Below are 15,155 nucleotides of genomic sequence, written 5' to 3'. Positions count from 1 at the left end.
TGCTCCTAGTTCTTTAGCGCAGCGGCCATGTTCGCGAGTTTGCCGCGGACCGAGGCGTCGATCACTTCGTCGCCGATGGCGATACGGACCCCCCCGATGAGTTCGGGGTCGAGGCTCACGCTGATGTTCAGTCTGGTCTTGAAACGGTTTTCAAGATCGGCTTTCAGCGTTGCCAGAGTCGCATCGTCGAGCGGGAAGGCGGAGGCAATTTCTGCCTCCTTGACGCCCTCATGTTCGTTCTTGAGATCGACGAACAGGTCACGGATCTCCGGAAGCACCTGCAGGCGTTCGTTGTCCACGAGGACGCGGACGAAATTCTGCAGTTCGGGGGTCAGGCCCTGACCCGCAACGTCGAGGAACAGCTGGTTCAGCTGCTGCGCCGACAGTTTCGGGTCACTGATGCAGGCCCGCATCGAGCTGTCCGCGGCAATCGCGGCCAGCCGATCGAGTGCTTCCGACCAAGGCCCCAGCGCACCTGCCCCGCGGGCCAGCTCGAAGGCGGCATCCGCATAGGGGCGCGCGATGGTGACGTTCTCGGCCATGACTTATTGCAGTTCCTGTTTCAGGTTGGCGAGCAGGTCGGCATGCACCTGGGCGTTGATCTCGCGACGCAGGATGCGCTCGGCACCGGCGACGGCGAGGTTCGCGACCTGGTCGCGCAGGACTTCCTTGGCACGCTGCGCAGCAGCACCGGCTTCGCCTTGCGCGGCTTCGCGCGCCACGGCAATGATGCGGGCGGCTTCGGCACGGGCTTCGTCGAGGACTGTCGCTGCCTGCTTCTCGGCAGCACCGCGCACGTCACCCGCGGATTCGCGGGCCTTGCGCAGTTCCTCGACGACCTTCTTCTCGGCGAGAGAGAGGTCGGCCTTTGCCTTGTCCGCAGCCGCGAGCCCGTCCGCGATCTTCTTCGCGCGCTCGTCGAGTGCCTTCACGATGGGGGGCCACACGAATTTCATCGTGACCCACGCCAGAATGAAGAACACAACGAGCTGGGCAATCAGGGTTGCGTTCAAATTCACTGTTCTTGCTCCTCAGTTGTGTTCAATGAGGCCAATGTAGGCCAAATGAGCGAACCGATCAGAGCTGGAACGGGTTGGCGAAGGCGAACATCATCGCGATACCGACACCGATCAGGAACGCTGCGTCGATCAGACCGGCCAGCAGGAACATCTTGGTTTGCAGCGCGTTCATCAGTTCAGGCTGACGGGCCGAAGCTTCGAGGTACTTGGAACCCATGATGCCGATACCGATACAAGCACCGATAGCGCCCATACCAATGATCAGACCAGCGGCCAGCGCGACAAAACCCAGAACGTTTTCCATGACGACTCCTTAGTAAAGAGATTGAAGTTAAAGAGAAACCAGTTACTACAAATAAAGCGTTAGTGACTTTCGTGCGACTGGCCGATGTAGACCAGCGTCAGCATCATGAAGATGAAGGCTTGCAGCGCAACGATCAGAATGTGGAACACGGCCCAGATCGAACCCGCGACGATGTGACCGACGAAACCGAAGACGGTGGCCGTGCCGCCAAGCAGCGCGATCAGCATGAAGATCAGCTCACCGGCGTACATGTTGCCGAACAGTCGCATGCCGTGCGAAACGGTCTTGGCGAGGAACTCGATCATCTGCATCAGGAAATTGATCGGGTACAGCAGCGGGTGGCTGCCGAAGGGCGCGGTGAAGAGCTCGTGCACCCAGCCCGAGAAGCCCTTGATCTTGATGTTGTAGTAGAGGCACAGCAGCAGCACGCCGATCGACATGCCGAGCGTGCCGTTGAGGTCGGCCGTCGGCACGACGCGCAGGTAGGCGTGCGAGTCGCCGGTGATGGCTTGCCAGATGCGCGGCAGCAGGTCGACCGGCAGGAAGTCCATCGAGTTCATGAGGAAGATCCACAGGAACACGGTGAGGGCGACCGGGGCGACGAACTTGCGCGATTCGGCGCTATGCACGATGCCCTTGGCCTGGTCGGCGACCATCTCGACGAGGATCTCGACGGCAGCCTGGAAGCGGCCCGGAACGCCCGCGGTGGCCTTGTTGGCGGCGCGGATCAGGAAGAACAGTGTAACGACGCCCAGGAAAACCGAGAAGAACAGGGTGTCGAGGTTCCACACGCTCCAGTCGATGACCGCCTTCTGGGCATGACCGGTGGAGTTGAGGTGGGTGAGGTGGTGGACGATGTACTCGCCTGCGGTGGGTGCTTCGGTAGCCATATTCAGGTCTTCACCAAAAATGCAAATAAATTCGCCTTCAGCGCCAGAATCAGGCCGATGAAGAGGCCACCCCAGTGGACGTCTTCATACTGCAGCCCAACCAGCGCCAACAATCCCACTATCGACGCGACCTTGAGGAACTCGCCGACAAAAAAAACTGCTACATGACCTGACCCGCCGCGCTTGGCGACGAGGTGCAGCCGCAGCGCGAACAGGGCGCTGGGAAGCACGCAGGACAGACCTCCGAATGCTGCGGAGATCGCTCCGGCCGGGCCGAAAAAAACGGCCGCAATGGCCGTTGCAACGATCGTTGCGCCCAACTGCAGTAAAACCATCTTCAGCATGGATCTGCCGTCGCGCCGCGCCGTTCAGGCGCCGACCGCCTCAAAAATTCCGCGAATACTAGGGGTTAACCGTAACAAAGTCAAATAGGTATCGCGGTGCAGCATGGATATTTCGGGCAGTCCTGCATCTTATACAAGATACGCAGTTCTGCGTAGGGAACAGGGCCCGACAGACACGCCGCGGCCGCGCCGCCGGGGTCAGTCGAGGGGGCCGCGCAGACGCGCGAGAAGGCCGTCGAGCTGGTCGAGACTGCCGAACTGCAGGGTGATTCCCCCCGCTCCCTTGCGATTGGCCCGGATGCGGACCGTCGCCCCCATGACGTCGGCGATTTCCTCCTCGAGACGCTGGAGATCGCGGTCGGGAGCCTGCGTCGGTTTTTTGGGGCGCGGATTGACGCTCTGCTGGACGAGGCGTTCGGTGTCGCGCACCGACAGGCCGCGCGCGGCGACCTGATTGGCAAGCTGGATCTGGCTCGCGCCGTCGAGCGGGAGGATGGCGCGCGCGTGACCCATGTCGATGTCGCCGGCCATGAGCAGTTCCTGCACGGGCCGCGCGAGATTGAGCAGGCGCAGGAGGTTGGATGCGGCCGGACGCGATCGGCCGACGGCGTCGGCGGCCTGCTGGTGGGTCATGCCGAATTCGTCGATGAGGCGCTGGATGCCGCTCGCTTCCTCGAGGGGGTTGAGGTCCTCACGCTGGATGTTCTCGATCAGCGACATCGCCAGCGCAGCTTCGTCGGGGATCTCGCGCACGAGGCACGGCACTTCGGCGAGCTCGGCGATCTGCGCGGCACGCCAGCGGCGTTCGCCGGCGATGATCTCGTAGCCGCTGCCATCGACGGGGCGCACGAGAATGGGCTGCATGACGCCCTGGGCCTTGATCGAGGCGGCCAATTCCTCGAGCGAACCCGGGTCCATGCGCGTGCGCGGCTGGTACTTGCCGGGCCGCAGCGCGGAAACGCCGAGGGTCTGCAGTTCGCCGACGGCGGCGTCATCGTTGTTGGCCGCGAGCAGGGCATCGAGGCCGCGGCCTAGGCCTTTCAGTTTGGGTCGGGACATGGGCTTGGTCTGCTGGATCGTGGGCGGGTTACAGCGTCTTCACGCGTTCGATCATTTCGTTCGCGAAGGCCATGTAGGCCTGCGCGCCCTTGGCGGCGCGGTCGAAAACGACGCCGGGCATGCCGTGACTGGGGGCTTCGGCGAGGCGCACGTTGCGTGGGACGATAGCGTCGAACACCTTGTCGCCGAAGTGGCTCTCGAGCTGGGCGGAGACCTGCTGCTGGAGCGTCATGCGCGAGTCGAACATGACGCGCAGCAGGCCGATGATCTTGAGGTCGCGGTTGAGGTTGGCGTGCACCTTCTTGATCGTGTTCACAAGATCGGACAGGCCTTCGAGCGCGTAGTACTCGCACTGCATCGGGATGATGACGCCGTGGGCGGCGCACAGGCCATTGAGCGTGAGCATCGACAGCGAGGGCGGACAGTCGACGAGGACGAAGTCGTAGTCGGCGTCGAACTGGGTGAAGGCGTCGCGCAGGCGGTTCTCGCGGCGTTCGAGGTCAACGAGCTCGACCTCCGCGCCGGCGAGGTCGCGGTTCGCGGGCAGGACGTCATAGCCGCCGGAGGGGGAGTTTGCCCGCACTTCGTCGAGCGTCGCGAGGCCGACGAGGACGTGATACACGGACTTCTGCAGCTCGCGCTTGTCGATGCCGCTGCCCATCGTCGCGTTGCCCTGCGGGTCGAGGTCGACGAGCAGGGTGCGTTGGCCGGCGAGCTGCAGCGCGGCGGCGAGGTTCACGCAGGTGGTCGTCTTGCCGACTCCGCCTTTCTGGTTGGCGACGCAGAAGATTCGGGCCATTCAGCTCTTTTCCACGATTATCAGGTGTCGTTCGGCGCCGAGTCCCGGCACCGTCAGCGGCACGGCCTCGACGACGCGGAAGTCGGCAGGCAGGCGCGCGATTTCGTCATGAGGATACACGCCCTTCATGGCTAGAAAGCGACCGCCGGGGCGCAGCAGGTGCTGCGTGAGGCCGACGAAGTCCGCGAGTTCGGAGAAGGCACGCGAGACGATGGCGTCGAAGGGGACGTCGGGGTGCACGTTCTCGACACGTTCATTCACGACGGTGAAGTTCGCGAGACCCAGTTCGATCTTCGCCTGCTGCTGGAAGCTCGCCTTCTTGTTGACGGTTTCGATCGACGAGATCGCGAGCGCGGGTTGCCGCCCGGCCGTCACGATCGCGAGCGGGATGCCGGGAAGCCCCCCGCCGGAGCCGACGTCGGCGAGGCGTTCGATGCCCGCGAGCTGCGGCAGGACCGCGAGCGAATCGAGCAGGTGATGCGTGAGCATCTGGCCTGGATCGCGGATCGACGTGAGGTTGTAGACCTTGTTCCACTTCTGCAGCAGCGCGGCAAAAGCCAGGAGCTGCGTCTGCACGTCGATCGGCAGGACGAGACCCATTTCGGCGAGGCCGCGCTCCAGCGTCATCGCGCTCATGCCGACTTCGCCTGCACCGGGTCGTCACCGGCGGTGCGGCGGCTGCGCGCAACGAGTTCGCGGCGCTTGAGCCACACGAGCAGCAGCGAGATCGCGGCCGGCGTGACGCCCTGGATGCGGCCGGCCTGGCCGATGGTCTCGGGTTTGTGCAGGTTGAGCTTCTGCTGCACTTCCTTGGACAGGCCGCGCACCTCGGCGTAGTCGAGCTCCGCGGGGAGGCGGGTCGATTCGGCCTGCAGCTGCTTGGCGACCTCGTCCTGCTGACGGTCGATGTAGCCCTGGTACTTCGCGGCGATCTCGAGCTGCTCGATGACCTGCGGGTCGGTCTCCGGGGTGTCGGGCGCGCCGGGCAGCGTCATGAGATCGACGTAGCGGGTGTTCGGGCGGCGCAGTAGCTCGAAGAAGCGGTATTCGCGTTCGAGCGCCTTGCCGACGACGCGCTCGGCGTCGGCCGCGGGCACGCGTTCGGGATTCGCCCAGGTGGCCTTGAGGCGCGCGGTTTCGCGCTCGATCGCTTCGCGTTTGCGACAGAAGGCTTCCCAGCGCACGTCGTCGACGAGGCCCAGTTCGCGGCCCTTTTCGGTGAGGCGCAAGTCGGCGTTGTCTTCGCGCAGCGAGAGGCGATATTCGGCGCGCGACGTGAACATGCGGTAGGGCTCGGCGACGCCGCGCGTGACGAGGTCGTCGACCAAGACGCCGAGGTAGGCCTCGTCGCGGCGCGGACACCAGGCTTCGCGGCCCTGCACCTGCAGCGCGGCGTTGGCGCCGGCGAGCAGGCCCTGCGCGGCGGCTTCCTCGTAGCCGGTGGTGCCGTTGATCTGGCCGGCGAAGAAGAGGCCGTGGAAGGTCTTGGTCTCGAGGCTGCTCTTGAGGTTGCGCGGATCGAAGTAGTCGTATTCGATGGCGTAGCCGGGACGCAGGATGTGCGCGTTCTCGAGGCCGCGGATGGAGCGCACGACGGCGAGCTGGACGTCGAAGGGCAGCGAGGTGGAGATCCCGTTGGGGTAGATCTCGTGCGTCGTGAGGCCTTCGGGCTCGAGGAAGATGTTGTGGCTGTCCTTGTCGGCGAAGCGGTGGATCTTGTCCTCGATCGACGGGCAGTAGCGCGGGCCGACCCCTTCGATGACGCCGGAGTACATCGGCGAGCGGTCGAGGTTGGCGCGGATGATGTCGTGGGTGCGCTGGTTGGTGTGCGTGATCCAGCACGGCAGCTGCGCGGGATGCTGGGCGGCCGAGCCGAGGAAGCTGAACACCGGCACGGGGTCGTCGCCGGGCTGCTCCTGCATCACCGAAAAATCGATCGTGCGCGCGTCGAGGCGCGGTGGGGTGCCGGTCTTGAGGCGGCCCTGCGGCAGCTTGAGTTCCTTGAGGCGCTGGCCGAGCGTGATCGCGGGCGGGTCGCCGGCGCGGCCGGCGGAGTAGTGTTCGAGGCCCACGTGCACGAGGCCGTTGAGGAAGGTACCGGCGGTTAGCACGACGGCGGGCGCTTCGAAGGCGAGCCCGATCTGCGTGACGACACCGGTGACGCGGTCGCCCACGACCGTGATGTCGTCGACGGCCTGCTGGAACAGCCAAAGGTTGGGCTGGTTTTCGAGGCGCGTGCGGATCGCGGCCTTGTACAGCACGCGGTCGGCCTGGGCGCGGGTGGCACGCACTGCGGGGCCCTTCGAAGCATTCAGGATGCGGAACTGGATGCCGCCCTCGTCGGTGGCGGCGGCCATCGCGCCGCCGAGCGCATCGACTTCCTTGACCAGATGGCCCTTGCCGATGCCGCCGATCGACGGGTTGCAGCTCATCTGGCCGAGAGTTTCGATGTTGTGCGTGAGCAGCAGGGTTTTCGCGCCCATGCGGGCGGCCGCGAGCGCGGCTTCGGTACCGGCGTGACCGCCGCCAACCACGATGACATCGAAACGGGAGGGATAGAGCATGGCGCACCCCGGCGCGGATGAAGCGAAAGACGGGGGATTTTACGCTGTTGCAGTGCGAAAGCCTAGTGTTCCTCGCTCCTGTTCCACGAAAAAGTATTTCGCAAACAGCAACTTGCGTTACATCTCGAACCTATTTCGAGCTGCAATGAGCGCCGCGTCGACGCGGGTGCGGCGCGAGGCGTCATTCCTGACGCAATTGTCGATGCACCGTGTCGACATCGGGATTTCCCGGAAGGACCTTGCCGTTCACTTCGAGCACCGGTAGCTGGATGCGAGCGTCCCCGTTGCCCGCCACGATCGAGTGCAGGCGCTCGGCCGAAGCCTGCTCCTTGTCAACCGCGTACACCGTGTAGCGCAGCCCGTTGCCGTCGAGCCACTCGCGCATGTCGTCGCAATCGGTGCATCCCGTGATCACGTAGATGTCGATGCGGTTGTTGCTGGCGTAACTCGCCTGGGAGAGGGCTCCCGCCGCCCCGGTGTCGTCGGCATGGGCGGCGCCGTCCTCGCCGGCGCTCATCGCGGCAAGGAAGCGGGCCGCGTTCTCGGGGTTCCCGGCGATGTTGCGGTAGCTCAAGGTACCCAGCGCGAGCACGGCGGCGAGTGCAACGAGCGCCCGCCTTCCGCCACCGTCGGCAGGAACCGGGCCGTACTCGTTATCGTCGTGGTCGCCGCCGATGAACACCAGCGCGAGCGCCATCAGGCCGCCGAGCACCGGCACGAGGAGGATCAGCGAAAGCCAGCCGTTGCGCCCGGTATCGTGCAGTCTCAGGGCGATGCAGCGGACGCCGTAGATCAGTGACAGGAACATGCCGAAGCCGGCGAAGGACGCCTTGCCCGTCTTCGCCGCGAGCAGCACGAAAACGAGCCACAGCAGCGTGCTGACGAGCGAGCTCGTGAAGTAGTCCAGCCGGCCCAGCCGCCCCGAGAATCCGACGCCCAGCACGCCCGCAGTCGCCTCGCCCGCAGTCGCCTCGCCTGCAGGCCGGCGCCCGCGGGCTGGGGCCTGCGAGCGCGCCGCGACCTCGGCGGCACGTTGCTCGCGCGCCTCGCGTTCGAGCGCCTCCTGCGCGGCCGCGTAGCGCGGCATGTCGAGGCCGCACTTGCGGCACAAGGTGCGTTTGGGCTGCGCTTCGCCGCACTTGGGGCACAGCGCGTCGGCATCCGCCCCCGTGGGTGCGAGACCCTGCGGGAGGACATCCCGGGACGCCGCAGTCGGGCGGGCCAGCGCGAAGAGTTCGTCGGGTTGCGAGTCCACGTTGGGGCGGGTGTCGACGGGCGCGACCGGGGGCTCGGCTTCCGCGAGCGCCGGGGCGACAAGCGGGGTGGCGGGCTGAACCACCGTGGCCTTCACCGCCGGCGGCGATTCGACGTAGGCCTCGAGGTCCAGCGCGCGCAGGCGGGCAATGAGCTTTTCGGCCACGTCCGCCGTTGCACTGCGCGAAACCGCGATTGGTTTGCCGCATAGCATGCGGTCGAGTTGCCCGTCCTGCAGCTGGAAGGCGAGACCGACCATCTCCCGCACATCGTCGAGCGGCGCTCCCGAGAGCGTGCGGCCGGAAATCATCACCCTGCAGTGTTCTGTCATGAATCGAAGGGAATCGCGAGCAAAGGCGGCATTCTGCCTGCAAAGCGTGGTTCCGTGCGACCCGCGCCATGCTCCCCGTATAATCCGTGGCTTCCGGCTGCTTCCCCAGGTCCCGATGCTGATCCTGCCCCTTCCCGCGCGGCCCGACTGGAGCCGGCCCCCGCTCGCGACCCTGGCGATCATGCTGCTGTGCCTGGTCGCGTTCCTGATGCAGGGCGGCGACGCGGAGCGGTCCGAGGCGGCGTGGCGCTATTACCAGCAATCCGGACTGGCGAGGACGGAGGCTGCGGCGTACCGGGCCGAACTCGCGCGGCGCGGCGTGAAGGCGACTCCCGGGAACGGCGCGGCGCTGCTGCAGGAGATGGAGGCCGCCCGGGACTTCATGACGGCGCTGCGGGCGGACCGGGTCATCCGCCCGGAGAGCCCCGACTACTCGACATGGCGGGCGCAGCGGAACCATTACGAGATGCTGCGCCAGCGCGTGCTGACGGAGCGCTTCGCGCTCGAAGGGCAGGACCCGCGGCCCGCGACGCTGCTGACGCACATGTTCCTGCACGGCGACGTCCTGCACCTGAGCGGAAACATGGCGGTCCTGTTCGTCGTCGGATATACGGTCGAAGCCGCTCTCGGTCCGCTCGGCTTCGTCGCCCTCTACCTCCTCGGCGGGCTGGGAGCGGCGCTGCCCGACCTGCTGCTTCCCGTGACGGGGCACCGCCTGTCGTTGGGCGCCTCGGGGGCGATCTCGGCGGTGATGGCGGCGTATCTAGGCTTGTTCGGCCGCCGACGCATCGAATTCTTCTACTGGATCCTGTTCTTCTTCGGCACCGTTCGCGGACCGGCCCTCGCCATCCTGCCGCTGTGGCTGGGCAACGAGCTGTTGCAGAACTTCGTCCTCGACCGCGACGGGAATGTGAACTATCTCGCGCACTTCGCCGGCCTGCTCAGCGGCGCGCTGCTGATCGCCGTGTACCGCTGGCGAAGGCACGGCCGGAGCGCGGAACTCGTCCATCGGCACGACACCGAGGAGGCGGTCGCGACGCTGCGCACGCGTGCCGAGAAGCAGGTCGCGGCGATGCAGTTCGGGCCCGCGGCGCTGCTCTACCGCAAGCTGTTCGATGAGCACCCGGACCTGAGTCCCGAACTCGCCGCGGAATACTGGCGTGTCGCCCGCCTCGCGCGACGGGGCGAGCTGGAAAACGACGCGCGTCGACGGCTACTGGAATGCGCAGCGATCCGTCCGGGCGCAACCGACCCGAAACTATTGGCGGAAGTGCTGGGCGGCGAGTCCGAGGGCCTGCCGATGCTGGACCCGGCCAAGTGGGAGGCGCTGACCGCAAGCCTGATCGATGCGGGCGAACTCGACGTCGCGGAAGGCCTCGTGCTGCGCTTCTTCGCCCGTCGCGAAAAACAGGGAATCGCGGTGCGCCTCGCAAATCGACTCGCGCGCGTTTTCGACGCCCGGGGACTGGGCGACCGCGCCGACCCGCTGCGGCGACTGGTCGCCGTCCTGGAGCGGTCCCGCTAGCCCGCGCTGGAAGGATGCGCGGCCGCCGCGGCGAGCCTGTCGAGCAATTCGCCCAGTCGCAGCGCTTCCGTTGCCGCGGGACTCTCCGGGTAGTGCTCGCGGATCGCCGCCAGCACGCGTCGCGCCTGGATCTCGTCACGCTGGTGCTCGATCAGCAGCCGGGCACCGAGCAGATACACCGCGGGCGTGTCCGCATGGCCGGGGAAGCGCCGGTCGAAGTCCTTGATCAGCCGCGCTGCGCCAGCGTAGCGCCTGGCATCGAAGAAGGCCCGCGCGAGGGGCAGGATGAAGGCGCCGAGCGGAGGGCTGTACTCGGGCTCGTGCTGCCAGACGGCGTCGACGACATCGATCGCGACACGCTCCCTGCCGTTCCGCATCAGCGTCGGCAGCCATTCGGTGGCGTGCGCCAGCATTGCACGCTCCTCCCCGGGTACCGCGCACAACAGGCGGTGCAGACGCTGGTTGGCCGCCTGATCGCCGGGGTTCTCTGCCAGCTCGCTGCGCGCGAGGGCGATCGCGTCGGCGAAGCGGCCTTCCCTGATCAGCGCAGCGGTTTCGGCGGCGCGTTGCGTGGCGGGGTCGGAACGCGCGACGGAGATCGTCTGGCGCTCGAACCCGACATCGACCGCCAGCCCGAGCACGTCGTGGTACTGGTAGAGCGCGTAGCCCATCAGGCGGAACATCACGACCATGAAATAGGCGCCGAGGAAGCCCCCGAGCGCGCCGACGAGCATAGGCGGCACGACCGGCGCCAGCCAGCCGAGCAGGGCCGCGCTGCTCGACGACAACAGCAGCAGGCAGGCACACAGGCCCAGATAAGGCATGCCAATGCCATGGATCAGCGCCCACAGGCGCGGCGGTGCGATCGACTCGCCGAGGTCGTTCGTCAGGGCCAGCAGCATCGTGTTCGCGGGGAGCATCAAGCCGAGGAACACGAGCAGGACCATCGCAAGATGCGCGCCGCCGAAGCTCGCGGCGTAGGCGCTCAGGCTGAGGCCGATCGCGATGACGACGAACTGCTTGTAGGGAAGGTACTTGCCGCCGTGCCCCGGTTGCACGAGCACCTGGGCATCGTCCAGGTGGCCCCGCGCGGTGCGCTCCAGCACCTTGTAGCCGTAACGCAGCGTCGCCACCAGCACAACGAGTTGCAGGACCAGGTTGGCGGGAAAGAAGACGGCCCCGGCCAGGCCGGCGAGGACGCCGAACCCCAGGCATGCGAGCAGCGGCTCGAGCGAGAGCGGATAGAGGAAGAAGCTGCCGAAGCGGCGCCAGTAGGGCTGGATCGGTGGTGAGGGAGGCATCGTGGATGCAGGTCGCGGGAGCACAACCCCGAGTCTATTCCACGGTCCTGCGCCAGGAACAGCGGAATATGCCGAAGCGTTTCATTCCTCGCCGGAACGGCGGTCGCCAACATGCCCCGAGGTTGCCAACCCTTCCCGCGACGCGGATACTCGCCCGCTTTGCTCGTCCGCGAGCCGCGAGGAAGTCATGTCGAATATCCTGCCCTGCCCCCAATGCACCCTCGAGAACACCTACCCCGACGGCGCGAACTACGTGTGCGCCGACTGCGGCTACGAGTGGCCGATGGCCGAGGCCGCAGCGGCCGACGACGATGCCGAGGCGGTCGTCAAGGATGCCAACGGCAACGTGCTGCAGAACGGCGACGCGGTGGTGCTGATCAAGGACCTGAAGGTGAAGGGCTCGTCGATCACGCTGAAGGTCGGCACCAAGGTGAAGAGCATCCGCCTCGTCGGCGGCGACCACGAGGTCGACTGCAAGATGGATGCCGGCAACTTCATGCTGAAGGCCTGCTATCTGAAGAAGGTGTGAGCTCGGGGCGCCGCGCGCCCCGATGCCTCAGTGGTTGAGGATCTTCGCGAGGAAGGCCTGCGCGCGCTCCGAGCGCGGCTGGCCGAAGAAGTCTTCCTTCGCGGCGTCCTCGACGATGGCGCCGCGGTCCATGAAGATCACGCGGTTGGCGACCTTGCGCGCGAAGCCCATCTCGTGCGTGACGCACATCATCGTCATGCCTTCCTGGGCGAGCTGCACCATGACGTCGAGCACCTCGTTGATCATCTCGGGGTCGAGCGCCGAGGTCGGCTCGTCGAACAGCATGCAGATCGGGTCCATCGCGAGTGCGCGGGCGATCGCGACGCGCTGCTGCTGGCCGCCCGAGAGCTGGCCGGGAAACTTCGCCGCCTGCGCCTTGAGGCCGACGCGGTCGAGCAGCTTCAGGCCCTTGTCGATCGCCTCGTCGCGGCTGCGGCCGAGCACCTTGATCTGCGCGATCGCCAGGTTGTCGGTGATCGTCATGTGCGGGAACAGCTCGAAGTTCTGGAACACCATGCCGACCTTGGCGCGCAGCTTGGGCAGATCCGTCTTCGGATCCTGGACGGCGATGCCATTGACGACGATGCTGCCCTGCTGGAAGGGTTCGAGTGCATTCACGCACTTGATCAGCGTCGATTTGCCCGAGCCCGAGGGGCCGCACACGACCACCACTTCGCTCTTGCTCACCTGCGTGGTGCAGTCGGTGAGCACCTGGAAGCTGCCGTACCACTTCGAAACGTTGTTGATCTCGATCATCGTTCTGGGCTCCCGATGCTTAACGGATGATGGCGATGCGCGACTGCAGCCGTTTGACGAGGCGCGACAGCGTGAAGCAGATGATGAAGTAGACGACCGCGACGGTCGTGTACATCTCGACCGGACGCAGGTCACGCTGGGTGATCTTGTCGGCCGCGCCGAAGAAGTCGGTGGCGCCGATCGCATACACGAGCGACACGTCCTGGAACAGGATGATGGTCTGGGTCAGCAGCACCGGCAGCATGTTGCGGAAGGCCTGCGGCAGCACCACGTAGCGCATCGCCTGGCTGTAGGTGAAGCCCAGCGCGTAGCCCGCGCCGACTTGCCCGCGCGGTACCGACTGGATGCCCGAGCGCATGATCTCGGAGTAGTACGCGGCCTCGAAGATCGTGAAGGTGAAGTAGGCCGAATTCGCCGCGCCGACGGGGATCTGCTTGCCGGTGATCATCTGCAGCACTAGCGGAAGAATCAGGTAGAAGGCGAGGATCACCTGCACCAGCGGCACGCTGCGGAAGATATTGACGTAGCCGGCGGCGAACCACTGCAGCGGCGTGATCGAGGACAGGCGCATCAGCGCGAGGACCGTGCCGATGAGGATGCCGCCGATCATCGCGGTGACGGTGACCTGCAGCGTGTAGCGCAGGCCCTCGGCGAGGAAGGCCCAGTTCTGCGTGATGACGGAGAAGTCGAAGTCGCTCATGTCCGGGGCCTCCTCACTTGCTGCCCTTGGTGCCGACGATGAGGCCCGGCACACGCGTGCGGGCCTCGACGAAGGCGAGGAGCCGGTTCATGACGAAGGCGAGGACGAAGTAGCACAGGGTCACGACGATGGTGATCTCGAGCACCTGCGAGGTCTTCTCGATGATCTGCTTGTACTGGAAGTAGAGCTCGAGGATGCCTACCGCGTAGGTCACCGCGGAGTTCTTGAAGATGTTCATCGCCTCCGACGTGAGCGCGGGCAGCACGATGCGGTAGGCCATCGGCAGGCGCACGTAGCGGTAGGTCTGCCATTCGGTGAAGCCGAGCGCGAGGCCCGCGAAGCGCTGGCCGCGCGACAGCGAGTTGATGCCGGCCTTCACCTGCTCGGCGATGCGCGCGGCGGTGTAGAGGCCGAGGCCGACGATCGCGATGACGAAATAGGGCAGATCCTGCTTCATCCACAGGCCGATGTTCTCCGGCACCAGCTCGGGCACGACGAAGAACCACATGAAGAGCTGGACGATCAGCGGGATGTTGCGGAAGAGGTCGACGTAGGCATCGCCGAGGCCGACGAGCCAGCGCTTCGGGGTTGTGCGCATGACGCCCAGCACGGAGCCGAGGATCAGCGCGACGGCGAGCGCAGCGAGCGACACGAAGGTGGTCCAGCCGAGGCCGGACAGGATCCAGTCGTAGTACTTGAGACCGTCGTCGGTCTCCTGGAAGAAGAACATCCAGTCCCAATGGTAGTTCATGCGAACTCCCCTCCCTGGGCGGCGCTCGGGCGCCGGGTTGCTCGGATGTCAGAGCGCGGCGGCCGCGCGAGGGCCGCCGCGCGGGCGTTGCTTACTCGACGCCTTTGTCGGTCGGGTTCTGGAACGCGGCCTTCACCGCCGGACTCATCGGGAAGTTGAGGTTCACGTTGCGCGGCGGGACCGGGTTCATGAACCACTTGGCGTACAGCTTCTCGGCCTCGCCGGACTTCATCAGGCCGATGAGGGTCTTGTCGACCAGCGCCTTGATCGGCGCATCGTCCTTGCGCATCATCACCGCATACGGCTCGTCGCGCAGCGAGGGGCCGACAATGTCGAAGTTGGCGGGGTTCTTGGAGCTGGCGATGAGGCCTGCGAGCAGGATGTCGTCCATCACGAAGGCGGCGGCGCGACTGCTCTCGACCATCAGGAAGGAGTCGGCGTGGTCCTTGCCGTAGATGTTCCTGACGTCGATCGTCTTGCCCTTCTCGTTCATCTTGATGAGCTGGTCGGACGTCGTGCCGGTGGTCGTGACAACCGGCTTGCCGTTGAGGTCGCCGATGTCCTTGATGCCGGAGTCCTTGCGCACCGCCATGCGCACGCTGGTGATGAAGTAGGCGACGCTGAAGCCGACCTGCTGCTGGCGTGCGACGCTGTTGGTGGTGGAGCCGCATTCGAGGTCGATCGTGCCGTTCTGCATCAGCGGGATGCGGTTTTGCGAGGTCACCGCCTGGTAGTTCACCTGCAGGCTGGGCATCTTGAGCTCGGCCTTGATCGCGTCGACGACCTTCCCGCACAGATCCATCGCGTAGCCGATCGGCTTCTGGTTGGCGTCGAGGTAGGAGAAGGGCACCGAGGATTCGCGGTGGCCGATCGTGATCGCGCCGGAATCCTTGATTTTCTGCAGCGTGCCAGTGAGCTGGGCATTGGCGGGCGCGGCGAGACCGGTGATGGACAGGCACAGGGCGACGGCGGTGAGAGACTTGCGCATGAACGGACTCCAATTGTGTTGGTTCGGAAATGCGGAGGACG

17 protein-coding genes are annotated in these 15,155 nt (G+C 65.9%); 2 read left to right on the top strand and 15 right to left on the bottom strand.

Going from position 1 to position 15,155, the window contains the following annotated elements; all coding sequences use genetic code 11:
* Positions 1-5: 5 nt before the first annotated feature.
* From AzCIB_RS00415 to AzCIB_RS00370, 10 genes are all read right to left on the bottom strand, one after another.
* Entirely contained in the window at positions 6-542 is a 537-nt protein-coding gene (locus AzCIB_RS00415) for a F0F1 ATP synthase subunit delta (RefSeq protein ID WP_050414078.1), read from the bottom strand.
* Positions 543-545: 3 nt separating this feature from the next.
* A complete protein-coding gene (locus AzCIB_RS00410) occupies positions 546-1,019 on the bottom strand; it encodes a F0F1 ATP synthase subunit B (protein ID WP_050414077.1) in 474 nt (157 codons plus the stop codon).
* Positions 1,020-1,077: 58 nt separating this feature from the next.
* On the bottom strand, positions 1,078-1,323 hold the full coding sequence (gene atpE / locus AzCIB_RS00405) for a F0F1 ATP synthase subunit C (protein ID WP_050414076.1): 246 nt from the start codon (positions 1,321-1,323) through the stop codon (positions 1,078-1,080).
* Between the two features lie 59 nt (positions 1,324-1,382).
* Complete coding sequence (gene atpB, locus AzCIB_RS00400) at positions 1,383-2,213, bottom strand: F0F1 ATP synthase subunit A (protein WP_050414075.1); 831 nt, start codon at positions 2,211-2,213, stop codon at positions 1,383-1,385.
* Between the two features lie 2 nt (positions 2,214-2,215).
* Positions 2,216-2,557 carry an ATP synthase subunit I gene (locus AzCIB_RS00395; RefSeq protein ID WP_050414074.1) on the bottom strand — a complete coding sequence of 114 codons (342 nt, stop codon included), beginning with the start codon at positions 2,555-2,557 and terminating at the stop codon, positions 2,216-2,218.
* 198 nt (positions 2,558-2,755) lie between these two features.
* Entirely contained in the window at positions 2,756-3,616 is an 861-nt protein-coding gene (locus AzCIB_RS00390; protein ID WP_050414073.1) for a ParB/RepB/Spo0J family partition protein, read from the bottom strand.
* A 28-nt stretch (positions 3,617-3,644) separates the two neighbouring features.
* Positions 3,645-4,415 (bottom strand): ParA family protein, encoded by a 771-nt coding sequence (locus AzCIB_RS00385; protein WP_050414072.1) that lies wholly within the window; start codon positions 4,413-4,415, stop codon positions 3,645-3,647.
* Entirely contained in the window at positions 4,416-5,051 is a 636-nt protein-coding gene (rsmG, locus tag AzCIB_RS00380; RefSeq protein WP_050414071.1) for a 16S rRNA (guanine(527)-N(7))-methyltransferase RsmG, read from the bottom strand. It abuts the gene before it with no gap.
* Positions 5,048-6,979 (bottom strand): tRNA uridine-5-carboxymethylaminomethyl(34) synthesis enzyme MnmG, encoded by a 1,932-nt coding sequence (gene mnmG, locus AzCIB_RS00375; RefSeq protein WP_050414070.1) that lies wholly within the window; start codon positions 6,977-6,979, stop codon positions 5,048-5,050. Before mnmG ends, rsmG begins: the two co-directional genes overlap by 4 nt.
* A gap of 181 nt (positions 6,980-7,160) precedes the next feature.
* Positions 7,161-8,543: a DUF805 domain-containing protein gene (locus AzCIB_RS00370; RefSeq protein WP_050414069.1), complete on the bottom strand. Its 1,383-nt coding sequence runs from the start codon at positions 8,541-8,543 to the stop codon at positions 7,161-7,163.
* A gap of 136 nt (positions 8,544-8,679) precedes the next feature.
* On the opposite strand from AzCIB_RS00370, the gene AzCIB_RS00365 reads away from it, so the two are divergent.
* Complete coding sequence (locus AzCIB_RS00365) at positions 8,680-10,089, top strand: rhomboid family intramembrane serine protease (RefSeq protein WP_050414068.1); 1,410 nt, start codon at positions 8,680-8,682, stop codon at positions 10,087-10,089.
* On the opposite strand, the gene AzCIB_RS00360 is transcribed toward AzCIB_RS00365, so the two are convergent.
* Complete coding sequence (locus tag AzCIB_RS00360) at positions 10,086-11,390, bottom strand: tetratricopeptide repeat protein (RefSeq protein ID WP_050414067.1); 1,305 nt, start codon at positions 11,388-11,390, stop codon at positions 10,086-10,088. The genes AzCIB_RS00365 and AzCIB_RS00360 overlap by 4 nt on opposite strands.
* Positions 11,391-11,577: 187 nt before the next feature.
* Between AzCIB_RS00360 and AzCIB_RS00355 the strand changes: the two genes are divergently transcribed.
* On the top strand, positions 11,578-11,919 hold the full coding sequence (locus tag AzCIB_RS00355) for a zinc ribbon domain-containing protein YjdM (RefSeq protein WP_050414066.1): 342 nt from the start codon (positions 11,578-11,580) through the stop codon (positions 11,917-11,919).
* Positions 11,920-11,946: 27 nt separating this feature from the next.
* Here the strand turns inward: AzCIB_RS00355 and AzCIB_RS00350 are convergent, their stop codons facing one another.
* The 4 genes from AzCIB_RS00350 to AzCIB_RS00335 all read right to left on the bottom strand — a co-directional run bounded on the left by AzCIB_RS00350 (position 11,947) and on the right by AzCIB_RS00335 (position 15,114).
* Complete coding sequence (locus AzCIB_RS00350; protein WP_050414065.1) at positions 11,947-12,675, bottom strand: amino acid ABC transporter ATP-binding protein; 729 nt, start codon at positions 12,673-12,675, stop codon at positions 11,947-11,949.
* A 19-nt stretch (positions 12,676-12,694) separates the two neighbouring features.
* Entirely contained in the window at positions 12,695-13,375 is a 681-nt protein-coding gene (locus AzCIB_RS00345; RefSeq protein ID WP_050414064.1) for an amino acid ABC transporter permease, read from the bottom strand.
* 13 nt (positions 13,376-13,388) lie between these two features.
* Positions 13,389-14,126, bottom strand: coding sequence for an amino acid ABC transporter permease (locus tag AzCIB_RS00340; protein ID WP_050414063.1), 738 nt, complete (start codon positions 14,124-14,126; stop codon positions 13,389-13,391).
* A 91-nt stretch (positions 14,127-14,217) separates the two neighbouring features.
* Positions 14,218-15,114, bottom strand: coding sequence for a transporter substrate-binding domain-containing protein (locus AzCIB_RS00335; RefSeq protein ID WP_050414062.1), 897 nt, complete (start codon positions 15,112-15,114; stop codon positions 14,218-14,220).
* Positions 15,115-15,155: the final 41 nt, after the last annotated feature.

It is taken from the genome of Azoarcus sp. CIB (genome assembly GCF_001190925.1).
GTDB lineage: Bacteria > Pseudomonadota > Gammaproteobacteria > Burkholderiales > Rhodocyclaceae > Aromatoleum.
This window is presented reverse-complemented; position numbering and strand designations above follow the sequence as displayed.

Excerpts from the sequence above, each read along its gene's own strand:
- AzCIB_RS00415 (WP_050414078.1), bottom strand. The coding sequence starts at position 542 with ATGGCCGAGAACGTCACCATCGCGCGCCCCTATGCGGATGCCGCCTTC.
- atpE (WP_050414076.1), bottom strand. The coding sequence starts at position 1,323 with ATGGAAAACGTTCTGGGTTTTGTCGCGCTGGCCGCTGGTCTGATCATT.
- atpB (WP_050414075.1), bottom strand. The coding sequence starts at position 2,213 with ATGGCTACCGAAGCACCCACCGCAGGCGAGTACATCGTCCACCACCTC.
- AzCIB_RS00395 (WP_050414074.1), bottom strand. The coding sequence starts at position 2,557 with ATGCTGAAGATGGTTTTACTGCAGTTGGGCGCAACGATCGTTGCAACG.
- AzCIB_RS00390 (WP_050414073.1), bottom strand. The coding sequence starts at position 3,616 with ATGTCCCGACCCAAACTGAAAGGCCTAGGCCGCGGCCTCGATGCCCTG.
- AzCIB_RS00385 (WP_050414072.1), bottom strand. The coding sequence starts at position 4,415 with ATGGCCCGAATCTTCTGCGTCGCCAACCAGAAAGGCGGAGTCGGCAAG.
- rsmG (WP_050414071.1), bottom strand. The coding sequence starts at position 5,051 with ATGAGCGCGATGACGCTGGAGCGCGGCCTCGCCGAAATGGGTCTCGTC.
- mnmG (WP_050414070.1), bottom strand. The coding sequence starts at position 6,979 with ATGCTCTATCCCTCCCGTTTCGATGTCATCGTGGTTGGCGGCGGTCAC.
- AzCIB_RS00370 (WP_050414069.1), bottom strand. The coding sequence starts at position 8,543 with ATGATTTCCGGCCGCACGCTCTCGGGAGCGCCGCTCGACGATGTGCGG.
- AzCIB_RS00365 (WP_050414068.1), top strand. The coding sequence starts at position 8,680 with ATGCTGATCCTGCCCCTTCCCGCGCGGCCCGACTGGAGCCGGCCCCCG.
- AzCIB_RS00360 (WP_050414067.1), bottom strand. The coding sequence starts at position 11,390 with ATGCCTCCCTCACCACCGATCCAGCCCTACTGGCGCCGCTTCGGCAGC.
- AzCIB_RS00355 (WP_050414066.1), top strand. The coding sequence starts at position 11,578 with ATGTCGAATATCCTGCCCTGCCCCCAATGCACCCTCGAGAACACCTAC.
- AzCIB_RS00350 (WP_050414065.1), bottom strand. The coding sequence starts at position 12,675 with ATGATCGAGATCAACAACGTTTCGAAGTGGTACGGCAGCTTCCAGGTG.
- AzCIB_RS00345 (WP_050414064.1), bottom strand. The coding sequence starts at position 13,375 with ATGAGCGACTTCGACTTCTCCGTCATCACGCAGAACTGGGCCTTCCTC.
- AzCIB_RS00340 (WP_050414063.1), bottom strand. The coding sequence starts at position 14,126 with ATGAACTACCATTGGGACTGGATGTTCTTCTTCCAGGAGACCGACGAC.
- AzCIB_RS00335 (WP_050414062.1), bottom strand. The coding sequence starts at position 15,114 with ATGCGCAAGTCTCTCACCGCCGTCGCCCTGTGCCTGTCCATCACCGGT.